Below are 13,919 nucleotides of genomic sequence, written 5' to 3' on the forward strand. Positions count from 1 at the left end.
GGGTCGGTTGCACAGGGACAGGCGGGAGACGACAGTGACGGACAGCGCCCTCCGCCGGAGTGCGGAAGCTCCCCCCGCCGACGAGCGGCGCCGGCTGGACGCGGTGCGCCGCTACCGCGTCCTGGGCACCCCGTCCGACGGTGCGTTCGACACGGTCACCTCCCTGGCCGCCCGCATCTTCGACGCGCCGATGGCCTCCGTGGCGATCGTCGACGCCGACCGGGTGTGGTTCGAGGCCGCGCACGGGCTGGACGGGGTCACCCAGATCAGCCGTGAGCCGGGTGGGTGCGCCTCGGCCTTCCTGCACGACGCCCCGTGCGTGGTGCCCGACACCCTCAGCGACCCCCGCACGGCGGCCCATCCCCTGGTCCGCGGCGGGCCGGGCATACGCTTCTACGCCGCGGCCCCCCTCACCACCGCCCGCGGCGAGTGCCTGGGAACGGTCAACGTGCTGGACGTCCGGCCCCGTGAGGCGACCGAAGACCAGATGGCCGCCCTCGCGGACCTGGCCTCACTGGTGATGAACGAGTTGGAGGTGCGGCTGTCCGCCGCCCGCACCATCGCGGCCGAGCGCTCCCAGCGCACCACCGCGGAACGCCTGGCCCGCGCCCTGCAGCGGGCCCTACTGCCGCCCACCCTGCCGGTGGTGCCCGGTCTGGACACGGCCGCGGCGTACCACCCCGCGTCCGTCGACGAGGTGGGCGGCGACTTCTACGACCTGTTCCCCCTCGACGACGGCCGCTGGGCGTTCTTCATCGGCGACGTGTGCGGCAAGGGGGCCGAGGCCGCCGCCCTGACCTCGCTGACCCGCTACACCCTGCGTGCCGCCGCCATCTACGACCCCGATCCCTGCACGGCGCTGGCCAACCTCGACGCCGTCCTCAAGAGCGAGCACCAGGGGGACGCCCCCCGGTACTGCACCGCCGTGTTCGGGGTGCTCCAGCCCGCGCCCGGCGGGGCCTTCGCCGTCTCCCTGGCCGGAGGCGGCCACCCACCGGCCCTGGCGCTGCGGGCCGACGGCACCGCCGAGCTGGTCTCCACCACCGGCGGCCAGTTGATCGGGCTGCTGCCCCGCCCCCACTTCGTGCAGGCCACCACGCGGCTCCTTCCCGGTGAGGCCCTGCTGCTGTACACCGACGGCCTCACCGAAGCCCGTACGTCCGACGGTGCCATGCTCGGGGAGGACGGGCTGGCCCGCCGGCTGTCCGCCGCCGCCGCACAGGGGGCCGACGGCCTGCTGGACACGGTGGACAAACTCCTCGCCGAACTGGGCACCGGAGTCAGCGACGACACCGCGCTGCTCGCCCTGTCCGTCCCGTCCCACCGCACCGCCCCGTCCGCCCAGGAGAACCGGTGACCGACCGCGCCCTGACCGTCGCCCGCCAGAACCACCCCTCCGGTGCCACCGTGCTGACCGTGTCCGGTGAGCTCGACCACCACACCGCCCCCCGCCTCGCCCGCGCCTTCGACGAGACGCCCTTCGGCCCCGACACCCCCCTGGTGATCGACCTGTCGGAGCTCGGCTACTGCGACTCCACCGGCATCACCGTGCTGATCACCGCCTACCAGCGGGCCGAAGCCACGGACTCGCGCCTGTTCCTGGCCGGGGTCGACCCCCACCTGCTGCGCGTCTTCCGCATCGTCGGCCTCGACCAGGTCTTCGCCTTCATGCCCACCGCCGAGCAGGCCCTCGACGCCCTGGCTCCCTGAACGGCCCCCGCGGCCGCCGGGGTTCACCCCCCCCGCACCGTCCCGGCGGGACCGCCCCCCGGCGCGCGGTCGGCACCGCCCGCCTGCCCCCGCGTCGGATGTGCCGCCCCGGCGGGCCGGTGGCGGGGAAGTCAGGCGGGCGGCCGGACGGCGAAGACCCACCGGTTGGTGGCCAGCGCGTCGTCCTCCTCCGGCAGCGGTCCGCGTCCGTGGCGGCGGGTGAAGTCGAACGGGGTGCGGACCGCCGTGGACCAGCCCCGTGCGGCCAGTTCCGCGGCGGAGTCCGGCCGCGGCCCCCCGTCGAACAGGGCGAGCAGGTCGATTCCGATCCGGTCGCGTGCCGCCGCGTAGATGGGCGAGCGGCGGGCCGCGGCGGGCTCCGCGCCGGTCTTCACCTCGTAGGCCAGGGCGCTGCCCGCGGCGCTGTGCGCGTCGACGGTGTCGATGAGGCTCCGCTCCGCGGCCCCGGGCAGGTAGAGCAGCAGCCCCTCGGCCAGCCAGGTGGCCGGGCGCGTCGGGACGAAACCCGCGCCGACCAGCGCCTCGGCCCACCCCAGACGCAGGTCGGCGGCGACGGCGACACGTCCTGCCCGCGGCGGGTCGCCCAGTTCGTCGAGGACGCGCTGCTTGAAGTCGAGCACCTCCGCCTGGTCGATCTCGAAGACCGTGCTGCCGGCCGGCCACTCCAGCCGGTAGGCGCGCGAGTCGAGCCCGGCGCCGAGCAGGACCACCTGGCGGCTCCCCTCGGCGGCCCGGTCCAGCAGGAAGTCGTCGAACACCCTGGTGCGCAGCCCGAAGTAGCGGCCCAGCCGCCCCCACAGCGGATCGGCGTCCCCGTCCGGCACCTGGTCCAGGCGCACCGGCCAGTCGGCGAAGGCCCGGGCCGCGCGGACGAAGTGCTCGGCGTAGCCGTCCCGGGCGAGCGCGTCGGGGCGGTCCGCCTCGACGGCCCGGGCCGCGGCGACCATGAGGGCGGTCAGCCCGACTCCTCCCTCCACGCCGCCGGTCTCTGCGGGGGTGTCGGCCATGCCTCTTCCTCTCCGGGTTGCCGTGGCCGGACGGCCACGTGGTCGCGGGCGGTGGCGCGCGCCGCGGCCGCGGCGCGCGAACGGCGGGGCCTGCCTGCCGGGAGGGCGGGGACGGCGGCACCGGGGCGGTGCGGCGGCGGTCCCTCCGGGACCCCGCGCGGACGGCGGAGTCCGCACGGGTGCCGGCGGGGGCCCGCCCGGGGCGGGCCCCTGTGCCCGGGCGGGCGAGCAGCTCCGGCGTGCTCGGGCGTCCCGGCCCGGTCTCAGGCCGCCGGGCCGGTGACCAGGTGGTCCCCGGGGATGCCGGCCTTGTCCGGGGCGTAGTAGTCCTTGATCCCCGCCACCCAGGTCTCCACCCGGACGCGGTCGTCCGGCGTGGGGGCGAAGGCGTCGAAGAGGGTGTCGATGTTGGCCCGCTCGAAGCCGATCGCCCTCATCAGCGCCATGAACACCGGGCGCTCGACGAACCCGTCGCCGTCCGGGTCCCCGAGCGCGGCGAGGGCCTCGGCGAACGTGGCGACCGTCGCCTGGAAGCGCTCGGGCGACAGGACGCAGGCGGTGTACTCGTCGAGGGTGATCCGTCCGTCGCCGTCCGCGTCCAGTTCGGCGGCCAGGGTCGTCCAGTACTGCCGGAAGGCCGCGCGCATCGCGTCCTTGGCCGCCTGGTCGGAGCCGGACGCCGCGGCGGCGACGCGGTCCGCCATGAGGGTGAAGTCGCCGGGTTCGAGAACGCCGTTGCCGTCGGCGTCGAACAGGGAGAAGACGAGCGCGGCTCGCCGGGTGGCCTCTGTGCGCATGGCACCGTCACCTTTCCTCGGTCGGTCTCCGGTGCGGACCTCGACGGGCGGTCCCGGCGTCTCCGCCCGGCACAGCCGGAATCCCGTGTCCGGCCCGCTTGTTGCTGTCCCGCTGCCGGCCCGTGCACACGGCACATCACGCCTTTCACCGGAAAGAGTGAACTACCGTGATACGCAAGCATTTTGACCCCGGTTGCGCACCGGCTCCGGCCGGGAGCCGGAACCGTCCCTCACCGGCGTCCGCGGCCGGAGGCGCGGACGCCGGTTGCCCCCGGACTCCCCCGGCGCGGTCCGCGCCCCGGCCGAGGGCTCCGGCCCGCCACCGGCCCGGAACCGCCGAATCGGCCGGGTCAGCCGGGTCGGCCGGGTCGGCCGCGACGTGCCTGCGCTCCGGGGCCGTTGGGGTCCGCGCGGCAACCCGCTCGGCGAGTCCGCGGAGGCGGCCGCGAAGGATCCGGCCCTCCGGCGGCGGGCCTCCCCGCCATCCGGCCGGAACGGACGCGGTCTGCCGTTCGGGGCCGCGCCGCCGGCTGTCGATTGGCTCCCCTTGGGACGGGGAACCCGGCAAGCGCCGTCCGCACCGACATGTCTGGAGAGGACCCATGAGTCTCTTGCGAGCGATCGGCCGCCCCCTGCTGGCCTCGATGTTCATCGCCGGCGGTCTGGACTCCATCCGCAACCCCGAAGCAGTGGCACCGGCCGCCGAGCCGGTCGTACGGCCGGTCGCCGACAGGATCCAGGCCCTGCCGGACCGCACCGAGCAGATGGTACGGCTCAACGGCGCCGTGCAGGTGGCGGCCGGCGTCCTGTTGGGCCTCGGGCGCATGCCCCGGCTGTCCGCGCTGGCCCTCGCGGCCACCCTCGTGCCCACCACTGCGGCCGGGCACCGCTTCTGGGAGGCCGAGGACCCCTCCGACCGCGCCCGGCAGCGCATCCACTTCCTCAAGAACCTCTCGATGCTCGGCGGGCTGCTGATCGCGGCCGACGACACGGGCGGTGCCCCGTCGCTGGTGTGGCGCGGCCGCCACGCCGCGGACTCGCTGCGGCGCGACGTGCGGCTGGTGCGCCGCTCCGTCCGTGCCGGCGCGCGTCCGGCCGCGGCCGCGGGCCGCATCGGTGCCAGGCTGCCCGGCTGAGCCCCGCCCCCCGCGGCGGACCGGACGTCCGACGCCGGCGGCGGGGCCTCAGGCGGCCGGGGCCGGGAGCCCCATCGGGTTGGGGAAGCGCAGGACGGCGGCGCACGCGCGGGCCAGCGGGGCCAGCACCCGGCCCAGGCGGTCCGCCTCGGTGGGGCCGAGGGCCTGCCAGGGGCGCGCGGCGGCCCGGTCGGTCGCCTCCTCCACCGCGCGGTGCGCCCGGCGCCCCTCCGGTGTCGCCGTTCCGCCGGACGTCAGCCATCCGCGGGCGGCCAGCCGGTCCCGCGCGGCCTGCCACCGGTCGTCGCTCCACCCCCGGTAGGGCTGGAGTTCGGCGCGCGGCAGGTCGATGCCCGCCCGCAGCACCAGGGCCTCGCAGCCGTCCAGCCCCGCCGCGACCAGGGCCGCGACGTGGCCGTCGCCGCGGTGCTCCCGCAGGACGGTCGCCGCGTGCCACAGGCGGTCGACGGCGGTGCGCGGGACCGGAAGGGCCTGGTTGGCGGCCGCCAGCACCCGCCCCGCGCAGTCCAGTTCCCCGGCCACGGGGACCAGGAGGTCGGCGGCCTCCTCCACCTGGGGGCCGTACCCGGACAGCAGGCCCTCCAGGGCGGCGCCGGCGCCGGTCCGCCGGGCCTCCAGGACCCGCCCGGGTGCCGCCGCCGCCCAGACGCCGGGCACCGCCCGCGCGACCATGGCCGGGGCGAAACCGAAGAACGCGGCCGTGACCGGCCCCGGCCCCACCTCGCCCAGCGGCGCGGCGCGCCCGGCGAAGTACCCCCGCCAGAAACCGCGCAGCCCCGCCGCCTCGAAGGCGGCCCGGGCCTGCGGTGCGAAGTAGGTCACCGCGTGCACCGGTTCGATCGCGGACCACAGTGAGCGGGCCGTCCGCTCCGCCTCCTCCACCCTCGCCACCTCCTCGTCGCGCCTCCGGCCACCCCGGGTGCTCCTCCTGGTGCTGCCCGCGGCGGGGCCGGGGGGAAACCCCGGCCGGGCGGTGGACGCCGGCCGAGGGGCCGCGACCCACCGCCGGGGCGCGGAAGCGGGTGCCGCGGGCGGGGGCGTCGCGGGTGTCGGGGGGTGCTCGGGGACGGGGGCACTGCGGTCACGTAGAGTCGGCGGATGGCGAAGTACTTCGACGTGCACCCCCGCAACCCTCAGCAGCGCACCATCGGCAGCGTGGTGGAGAGCATCCGCTCCGGCGCACTCGTCGCGTATCCGACGGACTCGTGTTTCGCACTGGGCTGCCGGCTGGGCAACCGCGACGGCATCGCCCGGATCCGGTCGATCCGGAACCTCGACGACCGGCACCACTTCACGCTCGTGTGCCAGGACTTCGCACAGATGGGCCAGTTCGTCCGCATCGACAACGACGTGTTCCGGTCGCTCAAGGCGGCGACGCCCGGGAGCTACACCTTCATCCTCCCCGCCACGCGCGAGGTGCCGCGTCAACTGCTGCACCCGAAGAAGAAGACGGTCGGCGTCCGGATCCCCGACCACGTCGTCACCCAGGCCCTGCTCGCCGAGCTCGGCGAGCCGCTGCTCTCCAGCACCCTGCTCATGCCCGGCGAGGACGAGCCGATGACGCAGGGCTGGGAGATCAAGGAGCGCCTCGACCACGTGATCGACGCCGTGGTGGACTCCGGTGACTGCGGCACCGAGCCGACCACGGTCGTCGACTTCTCCGGCGGCGACGCCGAGATCGTACGGCGGGGAGCGGGCGACCCCGCGCGGTTCGAGTAACCGCGCCGCCGCCCGCCGGCACCGCCGGACGGGTGTGCCGGCGGGCTGCGGCGGGCGGCACGTCGGCCGATCGGGGGGACCGCCGGCGGTAGGACCTCGGTTGTGCGGGTATCAGATCACCCATGTCAGAACAGTTCCAGGTCGAGTCCATGGGCGATCACGACTACCTCGTGCGGGCCCGCCACAGCGACGGAGTGGTCGAGTCGCGCTTCCGGGCCAACCCGGCGGTCCTCGACCGGCTGCGGGTCTCCGAGGCCGACGAACGGCGGGTGGTGCGCGAGTCGGTGGCCTACCTCGCCGAACGGCAGTCGGTCGTCGACCTCCCCCAGATGGTGGACCTGGAGGACGTCGCGGCCGCCTACGACGACTACGTCGACGAGCTGAGCCGGCGCCTGGCCGCCTCCTGAGGGCGCCCCGCCCGGCGCGCGGCCCCGGTGCACGGCGATCCGCAGGAGGCGGCCCTTGTCCCGATTCGAGCTGATCACGTTCGGCCACAGCACCGCGGACCGGGCAGCGCTCTCGGAGCTCCTGCACCGCGCCGGTGTGGCCGCCGTGGTGGACGTGCGGACGGCTCCCGGCAGCCGCCGCGACCCGGACCTGCTGCGGCAGCGGCTCGCCCGGTGGATGCCCGAGGAGGGCATCGCCTACCGGTGGGAGCAGCGGCTGGGCGGATTCCGCAAACCGTCACCCGACTCCCCCGACACGGTGTGGCGCAACGCCTCCTTCCGCGGCTACGCCGCCCACACCCGCACCCCCGACTTCGTCGCCGCGATGGACGACCTGCTGCGGCAGGCGGCCGGGGCGCGCACGGCGGTGATGTGCAGCGAGGCGGTGTGGTGGCGGTGCCACCGCCGCCTCATCGCGGACTTCGCCGTCCTCGCCCGTGACGTGACGGCCCGCCACCTGATGCACGACGGGCGCCTGACGGCGCACTCCCCCACCCCGGGGGTGCGGCTGCGGGCCGACGGCCTCCTGGTCTACGACGACGAGGCGGCCGGCGCGCCGTGACGGACGGGACGCACCGCCGCGGCCGCGGGCGCTCGGCCGTCCGCAGGCAGGGCGAGAAGGGCCGGACGGGACCGGCGGTGCGGCGCGGAGCGGTGGAACCGCGGGCAGGCCGATCGCGGTGGAGGACGGTGGAGGACGGCGGCCGCGCCGGCCGGCCCTGGGACGATGTCCGCCCGGGAGGGGCCGGGCCGCCCCTGGCGGCCCGGCCCCTCCCCCGGAGACGAGGAGCCCCGGTGAGCGAGAAGACGACGTGCGCGATCGTCGGCGGCGGTCCGGCCGGTGTGGTGCTGGGCCTGCTGCTGGCCCGGGCCGGCGTGGAGGTCACCGTGCTGGAGAAGCACGCCGACTTCCTGCGGGACTTCCGCGGTGACACCGTGCATCCCACCACCCTGCGGCTGCTGGACGAGCTCGGCCTGTACGAGAGGTTCGCCGCCCTCCCCCACAGCAAGGTCCACGACATCACCTTCCCGCTGGACGGCGGGCGCTCGGTGACGCTGGCCGACTTCCGCCGCCTGCACGGCCAGTCCCACCCCTACGTCGCGCTGGTGCCGCAGTGGGACCTGCTGAACCTGCTGGCCGAGGCCGGGCGGGCCGAGCCCGCGTTCGCCCTGCGCATGCGCCACGAGGTCACCGGGCTGCTGTACGACTCCGGGACGGTCGCCGGCGTGCGCCACCTCGGCCCCGACGGGCGGCCCGGCGAGCTGCGCGCCGACCTGGTGGTGGCCTGCGACGGCCGCCGGTCGGTCGTCCGCAGCCAGGCCGGCCTCACGCCCCGCGAGTATCCGGTGAACCTCGACGTGTGGTGGTTCAGGATCCCCGCCGACGGCGGCGTCCCGCCCTCCCTGCTCCCCCGCTTCGGCCGCGGCAGGGCGCTGGCCGTGCTCCCCCGCGAGGGGTACCTGCAGATCGCCTACCTCGGTCCCAAGGGCACCGACGCCCGCCTGCGGGAGCGGGGCGTCGACGCCCTCCGCCGCGACGTCGCCGAGCTGATGCCCGAGTTGTCCGGCGCCGTCCGTTCCCTGGCCTCCATGGACGACGTCAAGCACCTGGACGTCCGCCTGGACCGGCTGGCCCGCTGGCACACCGACGGACTGCTGTGCATCGGGGACGCCGCCCACGCCATGTCGCCCCTGGGCGGCGTGGGCGTCAACCTCGCCGTCCAGGACGCCGTCGCCGCCGCCCGCCTGCTGGCCGCCCCCCTGCGCCGGGGCCGCGTCACGGGAAGGGAGCTGGACGCCGTCCGCCGGCGCCGCCTGCCCCCCACCGTCGCCACCCAGGCCCTGCAACGCCTGCTGCACCGCCGGCTGATCGGTCCCGTCCTCCAGGGGCGGACTTCCGCCCCTCCCGGGGCCCTGACGGCCCTCCTGACCCGTCTTCCCCGGCTCTCGGCCGTCTCCGCCCACCTCATCGGCGTGGGCATCCGCCCCGAGCACGCCCCCCGCTTCGCCCGCCGGCCGCCCGGGGCGTCCGGCACCGCCCCCTGACCCCGGCGGGCGGCCGGCCGCGTCCGGGACCGGAGCCCGGCCGCGCCCGCCCCGCCCGGTCCGCAGCGGTGTCTTCGTGCCGCGGTCCCGTCCGGTTCAGCGCGCCGACGGCGCCGGGCAACCTCCCCGGGCCAGGCTCCCGGGAGTCCCCGCGTCCCGGCCCGGAGGAGATGCCCATGACCGCGCACCGAGCGGGTGCCCTGACGGCCTTGTCGCTGTGTGCGGCCCTGATGGTGCCGGCCGTGCCCGTCCACGCCGCCCCCGCCGGCTCGCCCGGCCTCCCTCCGGTCGTCCCCCGGGCCGAGACGGCCGCGCTCCACGACGACGCGGAGGGCGGCCACGCCGATGCCGACGACCCCGCGATCTGGCGCAATGCCGCGGACCCCGGGCGGAGCCTGGTGATCGCCACGGCCAAGGAGGGCGGGCTGCGCGTCTACGACCTCGGCGCGCGCCAGGTCCAGTCCCTCCCCGCGCCCCCGCCCCGCTCCCCGGGGGACGCCCCCGGCCGCTTCAACAACGTCGACCTCCTCCACGGGATGCGGCTGCCGGGTGGACGTGCCGACCTGGCCGTGGTCAGCGACCGCGGCCACGACCGGCTGCGCGTCTACCGCATCGACCGCGACCGCCCCGGCGGCCCGCTCACCGACGTCACCGACCCGGCGGCGGCCCCGATCTTCTCCGCCGGGCAGGAGGAGATCAACGCGGAGGAGACCGCGTACGGCCTGGCCACCTGGACCGACCGCTCCACCGGCCGCTCCTACGCCCTGGTCAGCCGCAACAACCACACCACCGTCGCCCTGCTGGAGATCACCGCCGACGGCGGCACGGTCGGCTACCGCAAGGTCCGCTCCCTGGACCTGCCCGCCTCCTTCCGCCTGCCCGACGGCACCTCCTGGGCGCCGTGCGGCGAGCCGGGCGAGCTGCCGCAGATCGAGGGCATGGTCGTCGACCCGGCCGACGGCGTGCTCTACGCCGGGCAGGAGGACGTCGGGATCTGGCGGCTCCGCGCCGACCTGCGGGGCGAACCCGAACTGATCGACCGGGTCCGCGAGTACGGCGTCCCCGCCGTCCACGACGCGGAGAGCGACGAGTGCTCGCCCGCCGGCGCCGATCCGGGGTACGGCGGCGAGCACCTGTCGGCCGACGTCGAGGGCCTGACGCTGTTGACCGAACCCGGCGGTGACGGCTACGTGCTGGCCTCCAGCCAGGGCGACGACTCCTTCGCCCTCTACGACCGCGAGCCGGGCGAGGACAACGAGTACGAGGGCGGGTTCCGCGTCACGGCCGCCTCGCGGACCCTCGACGGGGCCGAGGAGTGCGACGGCGCCGCGGTACTGAACGCGCCCCTCGGCGCGAGGTACCCGAACGGCCTGCTGGTCGTCCAGGACGGCCACGAGACGCCCGTCGCGGACGGCCGCGAGGCGACCGGCTTCACGTTCGTCGACCTCGCCGACGTCATGGACGCCGTCGACGACTGAGCCGCTGCGGCTCCCGGGGCCCGGGGCCCGGGGCGGGCGCTCGGCGGCTCACCGCCGGGCCGCCCGCCGCGACCGGTCCCCCGTTCCGGTCGCGGCCCCGGCCCCGGGAGCCGGTCACGCGCCGCAGCAGCCGCCGGCCGGAGCCTCCCGGTCCGCGGCCGCGGCGGCGTCCGGAGCGGTGCCGATCCGGACGGTTCCGGCGGCCGGCGCGGCGCAGCAGCCCCCGCCCTCGGCCGGTTCGGGGGCGTCGAAGAGTCCGGCGCCGCCACACACACCGGTCTCGGGCAGGGTGAGCTCCACGCGGTCGGCCGCTTCGAGGTCGCCGGCGAGGGCGGCGGCGACGGAGCGGACCTGCTCGTAGCCGGTCATGGCGAGGAAGGTCGGGGCGCGGCCGTAGGACTTCATGCCGACCAGGTGGATCCCGGGCTCGGGGTGGGACAGTTCGCGGTGGCCGTGGGGGTAGACGGTGCCGCAGGAGTGGACGTTGGGGTCGATCAGCGGGGCCAGCGCCACCGGTGCCTGGAGGCGCTCGTCCAGTTGCAGGCGGACCTCGGAGAGGAAGGACAGGTCGGGGCGGAAGCCGGTGAGCACGATCACTTCGTCGACCGCGTCCAGGCGGCGCCCGTCCTCGCCGACCAGGACCAGGCGGCCGTCGCCGGCGCGCTCGATCGCCTCGGTGCGGAACCCGGTGACCGCATCGGCGTGCCCCTTCTCGACGGCGGCCCTGGCCGCCAGGCCCAGCGCGCCGCGGGCGGGGAGCCGGTCGGCTTCCCCGCCGCCGAAGGTGGAGTCGGTGATGCCGCGCCGCAGGACCCACAGGGCCTTCGTGCCGGCCCCGTCCTCGGCCTCGGCGAGGCCGGCGAGGGCGGCCAGGGCGGTGAAGGCGGAGGCTCCGGAGCCGATGACGGCGGTGCGCTTCCCGGCGTGGCGGGCGCGGACGGCGGGGTCCTCGACGTCGGGGACGCGGTAGGTGGTGCGGTCGGCCGCGGCCTTCTCCCCCAGCGCGGGGAGCCCGTTGCCGCCGGCCGGGCCGGGGGTGGCCCAGGTACCGGAGGCGTCGATCACCGCGCGGGCCGGGATCCGCTCCTCGCGGCCGTCGGCGTGCCGGACGTGGACGGCGAAGGGCTGGTCCTCGCGGCCGGCGTCCACGACCCGGTCCCGTCCGGCGCGGGAGACGCCGGTGACGGTGGCGCCGTAGCGCACCCGTTCCCCCAGGGCGTCGGCCAGCGGCTGCAGGTAGCCGTCGACCCAGTCCCCGCCGCAGGGGTAGGCGCCGGCGTCGGGCCGGATCCAGCCGGTCGGGGCCAGGAGCTTCTCGGCGACCGGGTCGACGACCTCGCCCCAGGTGGAGAACAGCCGGATGTGGCTCCACTCGCGCACCGCGGCGGCAGCGGCCGGGCCCGCCTCCAGGACCAGGGGTTCCAGCCCCCGCCCGGTCAGGTGAGCCGCGGCGGCCAGGCCGATGGGGCCGGCGCCGATGACGACGACGGGGAGCTGCTGTGCGCTCATGGCTCTTCTCTCTTCTCGTGCGGGCGGGCCGGGGACGGGAGCGGGTCGGTGCGCGGGACCGGCGCGGGCCGGACGGCTTCCCGGTGCGCGCCGGAGCGCCGACCTCTGATTCGATCGCTGTCTATGTCTTGAGCTTGTCACCCTGCATCGACGGATGTCAACATAGGCGCATGTCGAATTCAGAAGGTGCGGAAGGTCCGGCTCCCGGGAACCGGGGGGCGGCGCCGTGCTGCCCGCCGCTGACCGAGCGTCCGCTGACGGCCGAGGAGGCCGAGCGGACCGCCGCGATGTTCAAGGCGCTGGGCGACCCGGTCCGGCTGAGGCTGTTCTCCCTGGTGGCCTCGCACGAGGGCGGGGAGGCGTGCGTGTGCGACATCTCCGATGTCGGGGTCTCCCAGCCCACCGTCAGCCACCACCTGAAGAAGCTCAGGGAAGCCGGACTGCTGACCTCCGAGCGGCGCGGCACCTGGGTGTACTACAGGGTCGCCCCCTCCGTGGTGGCGGCGATGTCGGCCATGCTCGCCCCGCGCTCCTGACCCGCCCCACCACCCCGCGGGGCGGTGGGGCGGGTGCTGCGTCAGTCCTGCCGGGCCGGGGCGCCGGCGGCGGTGGCCTGCCGGGCGCCGAACCTCCCGCGCCAGGCGAGCGCGACGTGGACCAGTCCGATCAGGACCGGCACCTCGATCAGCGGGCCGACGACACCGGACAGCGCCTGGCCGGAGGTGACCCCGAAGGTGGCGATGGCCACCGCGATGGCCAGCTCGAAGTTGTTGCCCGCGGCGGTGAAGGCGAGGGTGGCGGTGCGGTCGTAGGCCAGTCCGACGGCCTTGCCGAGCGCGAAGGTGCCGAAGAACATCAGCGCGAAGTACACCAGCAGCGGCAGCGCGATGCGGGCGACGTCGAGGGGCTGGGAGGTGATCGTCCTGCCCTGGAGCGCGAAGAGGACGACGATGGTGAACAGCAGCCCGTACAGCGCCCAGGGACCGATCCTGGGCAGGAACCTCCGCTCGTAGCCCTCCCGGCCCATCCTCCTCTCGCCCAGGCGGCGGGTGAGGAACCCGGCCAGCAGCGGGACGCCGAGGAAGATCACGACGTTGAGGGCGATCTGCCACATCGAGATGTCCAGTCGCTCGCCGTCGCCCAGGCCCAGCCATCCGGGCAGCAGATCGAGGTAGAACCAGCCGAGCAGGCCGAACGCCAGCACCTGGAACACGCTGTTGAGGGCCACCAGGACGGCGGCGGCCTCGCGGTCGCCGCAGGCGAGGTCGTTCCAGATGATCACCATGGCGATGCAGCGGGCGAGTCCGACGATGATCAGCCCGGTGCGGTACTCGGGCAGGTCGGGCAGGAAGATCCAGGCCAGGGCGAACATCACCGCCGGTCCCACGAGCCAGTTGACCACCAGGGAGGAGGCCATCAGCCGGCGGTCCCCGGTGACGGCGTCCAGCCTGTCGTAGCGGACCTTGGCCAGCACCGGGTACATCATCACCAGCAGGCCCAGCGCGATCGGCAGGGAGATCCCGCCGACCTCGATCCTGCTCAGGGCGTCGTTCAGGCCGGGGACCAGACGGCCCAGCCCCAGGCCGGCGGCCATGGCGAGCAGGATCCACACCGCGAGGTAGCGGTCGAGAGCGGAGAGCCTGGCGGCGATGCCGCCGTCCCCGGAGGGATCCGCCGGCCTGGTGGTCTCTTCGGCGGTGGTCACGGGCAGGCCCTCCTGGTCTCGGCGGCGCGGTTGGCATGGGCGGTCCCGGCCAGCTCCAGGAGGGAGCGGCCCAGGGATTCGACGACGTCCGGGCGCAGCCGGTAGTAGGTGTAGCGGCCGCACGGCTCGGTCTCCACCACACCCGCCTCCCGCAGGACGCGCAGGTGGTTGGAGAGGTTGGTCTGCCTCGCCCCGGTCTCCTCGACCAGGTGCGTGGTGCACAGCGTCTCGCGCGAGAGCAGGGCCACGATCCGCAGCCTGAGCGGGTCGGCCAGCGCCCGCATCAGATCAGCTTCGACTGACATCAGCATGAGCTGATATTTT

Annotated in this window: 15 protein-coding genes; 9 read left to right on the forward strand and 6 right to left on the reverse strand. The window is 75.8% G+C overall.

The annotated features are described in order from the left end of the window. Positions 1 to 34 precede the first annotated feature (34 nt). A complete protein-coding gene (locus ACFSJS_RS21590; RefSeq protein WP_380902922.1) occupies positions 35 to 1,357 on the forward strand; it encodes a PP2C family protein-serine/threonine phosphatase in 1,323 nt (440 codons plus the stop codon). Continuing rightward, positions 1,354 to 1,710, forward strand: coding sequence for an STAS domain-containing protein (locus tag ACFSJS_RS21595; RefSeq protein WP_380902924.1), 357 nt, complete (start codon positions 1,354 to 1,356; stop codon positions 1,708 to 1,710). Before ACFSJS_RS21590 ends, ACFSJS_RS21595 begins: the two co-directional genes overlap by 4 nt. 131 nt (positions 1,711 to 1,841) lie before the next feature. Here ACFSJS_RS21595 and ACFSJS_RS21600 read toward each other — a convergent pair whose 3' ends face one another. After that, positions 1,842 to 2,738 carry an SAM-dependent methyltransferase gene (locus tag ACFSJS_RS21600; RefSeq protein WP_380902926.1) on the reverse strand — a complete coding sequence of 299 codons (897 nt, stop codon included), beginning with the start codon at positions 2,736 to 2,738 and terminating at the stop codon, positions 1,842 to 1,844. A gap of 263 nt (positions 2,739 to 3,001) precedes the next feature. Further along, positions 3,002 to 3,535, reverse strand: coding sequence for an EF-hand domain-containing protein (locus ACFSJS_RS21605; protein ID WP_380902928.1), 534 nt, complete (start codon positions 3,533 to 3,535; stop codon positions 3,002 to 3,004). 602 nt (positions 3,536 to 4,137) lie between these two features. Here ACFSJS_RS21605 and ACFSJS_RS21610 point away from each other — a divergent pair. Next, complete coding sequence (locus tag ACFSJS_RS21610) at positions 4,138 to 4,671, forward strand: DoxX family protein (protein ID WP_380902930.1); 534 nt, start codon at positions 4,138 to 4,140, stop codon at positions 4,669 to 4,671. Between the two features lie 48 nt (positions 4,672 to 4,719). Here the strand turns inward: ACFSJS_RS21610 and ACFSJS_RS21615 are convergent, their stop codons facing one another. Next, positions 4,720 to 5,574, reverse strand: coding sequence for an SCO6745 family protein (locus ACFSJS_RS21615; protein WP_380902932.1), 855 nt, complete (start codon positions 5,572 to 5,574; stop codon positions 4,720 to 4,722). Positions 5,575 to 5,790: 216 nt separating this feature from the next. On the opposite strand from ACFSJS_RS21615, the gene ACFSJS_RS21620 reads away from it, so the two are divergent. From ACFSJS_RS21620 to ACFSJS_RS21640, 5 genes are all read left to right on the forward strand, one after another. After that, positions 5,791 to 6,411: an L-threonylcarbamoyladenylate synthase gene (locus tag ACFSJS_RS21620; RefSeq protein WP_380902934.1), complete on the forward strand. Its 621-nt coding sequence runs from the start codon at positions 5,791 to 5,793 to the stop codon at positions 6,409 to 6,411. A 122-nt stretch (positions 6,412 to 6,533) separates the two neighbouring features. Continuing rightward, a complete protein-coding gene (locus tag ACFSJS_RS21625; protein WP_380902936.1) occupies positions 6,534 to 6,818 on the forward strand; it encodes a hypothetical protein in 285 nt (94 codons plus the stop codon). A 55-nt stretch (positions 6,819 to 6,873) separates the two neighbouring features. Further along, positions 6,874 to 7,419, forward strand: coding sequence for a DUF488 domain-containing protein (locus ACFSJS_RS21630; RefSeq protein WP_380902938.1), 546 nt, complete (start codon positions 6,874 to 6,876; stop codon positions 7,417 to 7,419). A 233-nt stretch (positions 7,420 to 7,652) separates the two neighbouring features. Beyond that, positions 7,653 to 8,903 (forward strand): FAD-dependent oxidoreductase, encoded by a 1,251-nt coding sequence (locus tag ACFSJS_RS21635; protein WP_380902940.1) that lies wholly within the window; start codon positions 7,653 to 7,655, stop codon positions 8,901 to 8,903. Between the two features lie 176 nt (positions 8,904 to 9,079). Beyond that, positions 9,080 to 10,381 carry a phytase gene (locus ACFSJS_RS21640; protein WP_380902942.1) on the forward strand — a complete coding sequence of 434 codons (1,302 nt, stop codon included), beginning with the start codon at positions 9,080 to 9,082 and terminating at the stop codon, positions 10,379 to 10,381. A gap of 114 nt (positions 10,382 to 10,495) precedes the next feature. Here the strand turns inward: ACFSJS_RS21640 and ACFSJS_RS21645 are convergent, their stop codons facing one another. Beyond that, a complete protein-coding gene (locus tag ACFSJS_RS21645) occupies positions 10,496 to 11,890 on the reverse strand; it encodes an FAD-dependent oxidoreductase (protein ID WP_380902944.1) in 1,395 nt (464 codons plus the stop codon). A 170-nt stretch (positions 11,891 to 12,060) separates the two neighbouring features. Between ACFSJS_RS21645 and ACFSJS_RS21650 the strand changes: the two genes are divergently transcribed. Continuing rightward, complete coding sequence (locus tag ACFSJS_RS21650) at positions 12,061 to 12,426, forward strand: ArsR/SmtB family transcription factor (protein WP_380902946.1); 366 nt, start codon at positions 12,061 to 12,063, stop codon at positions 12,424 to 12,426. 41 nt (positions 12,427 to 12,467) lie between these two features. Here the strand turns inward: ACFSJS_RS21650 and arsB are convergent, their stop codons facing one another. After that, the gene (gene arsB, locus ACFSJS_RS21655; RefSeq protein ID WP_380902948.1) at positions 12,468 to 13,595 is read right to left on the reverse strand and encodes an ACR3 family arsenite efflux transporter; all 1,128 of its coding nucleotides are present in this window, start codon (positions 13,593 to 13,595) and stop codon (positions 12,468 to 12,470) included. Continuing rightward, positions 13,592 to 13,906 (reverse strand): ArsR/SmtB family transcription factor, encoded by a 315-nt coding sequence (locus ACFSJS_RS21660; RefSeq protein WP_380902950.1) that lies wholly within the window; start codon positions 13,904 to 13,906, stop codon positions 13,592 to 13,594. Before ACFSJS_RS21660 ends, arsB begins: the two co-directional genes overlap by 4 nt. Positions 13,907 to 13,919 lie beyond the last annotated feature (13 nt).

The sequence above is a fragment of the Streptomyces desertarenae genome, assembly GCF_042681365.1.
GTDB lineage: Bacteria > Actinomycetota > Actinomycetes > Streptomycetales > Streptomycetaceae > Streptomyces > Streptomyces desertarenae.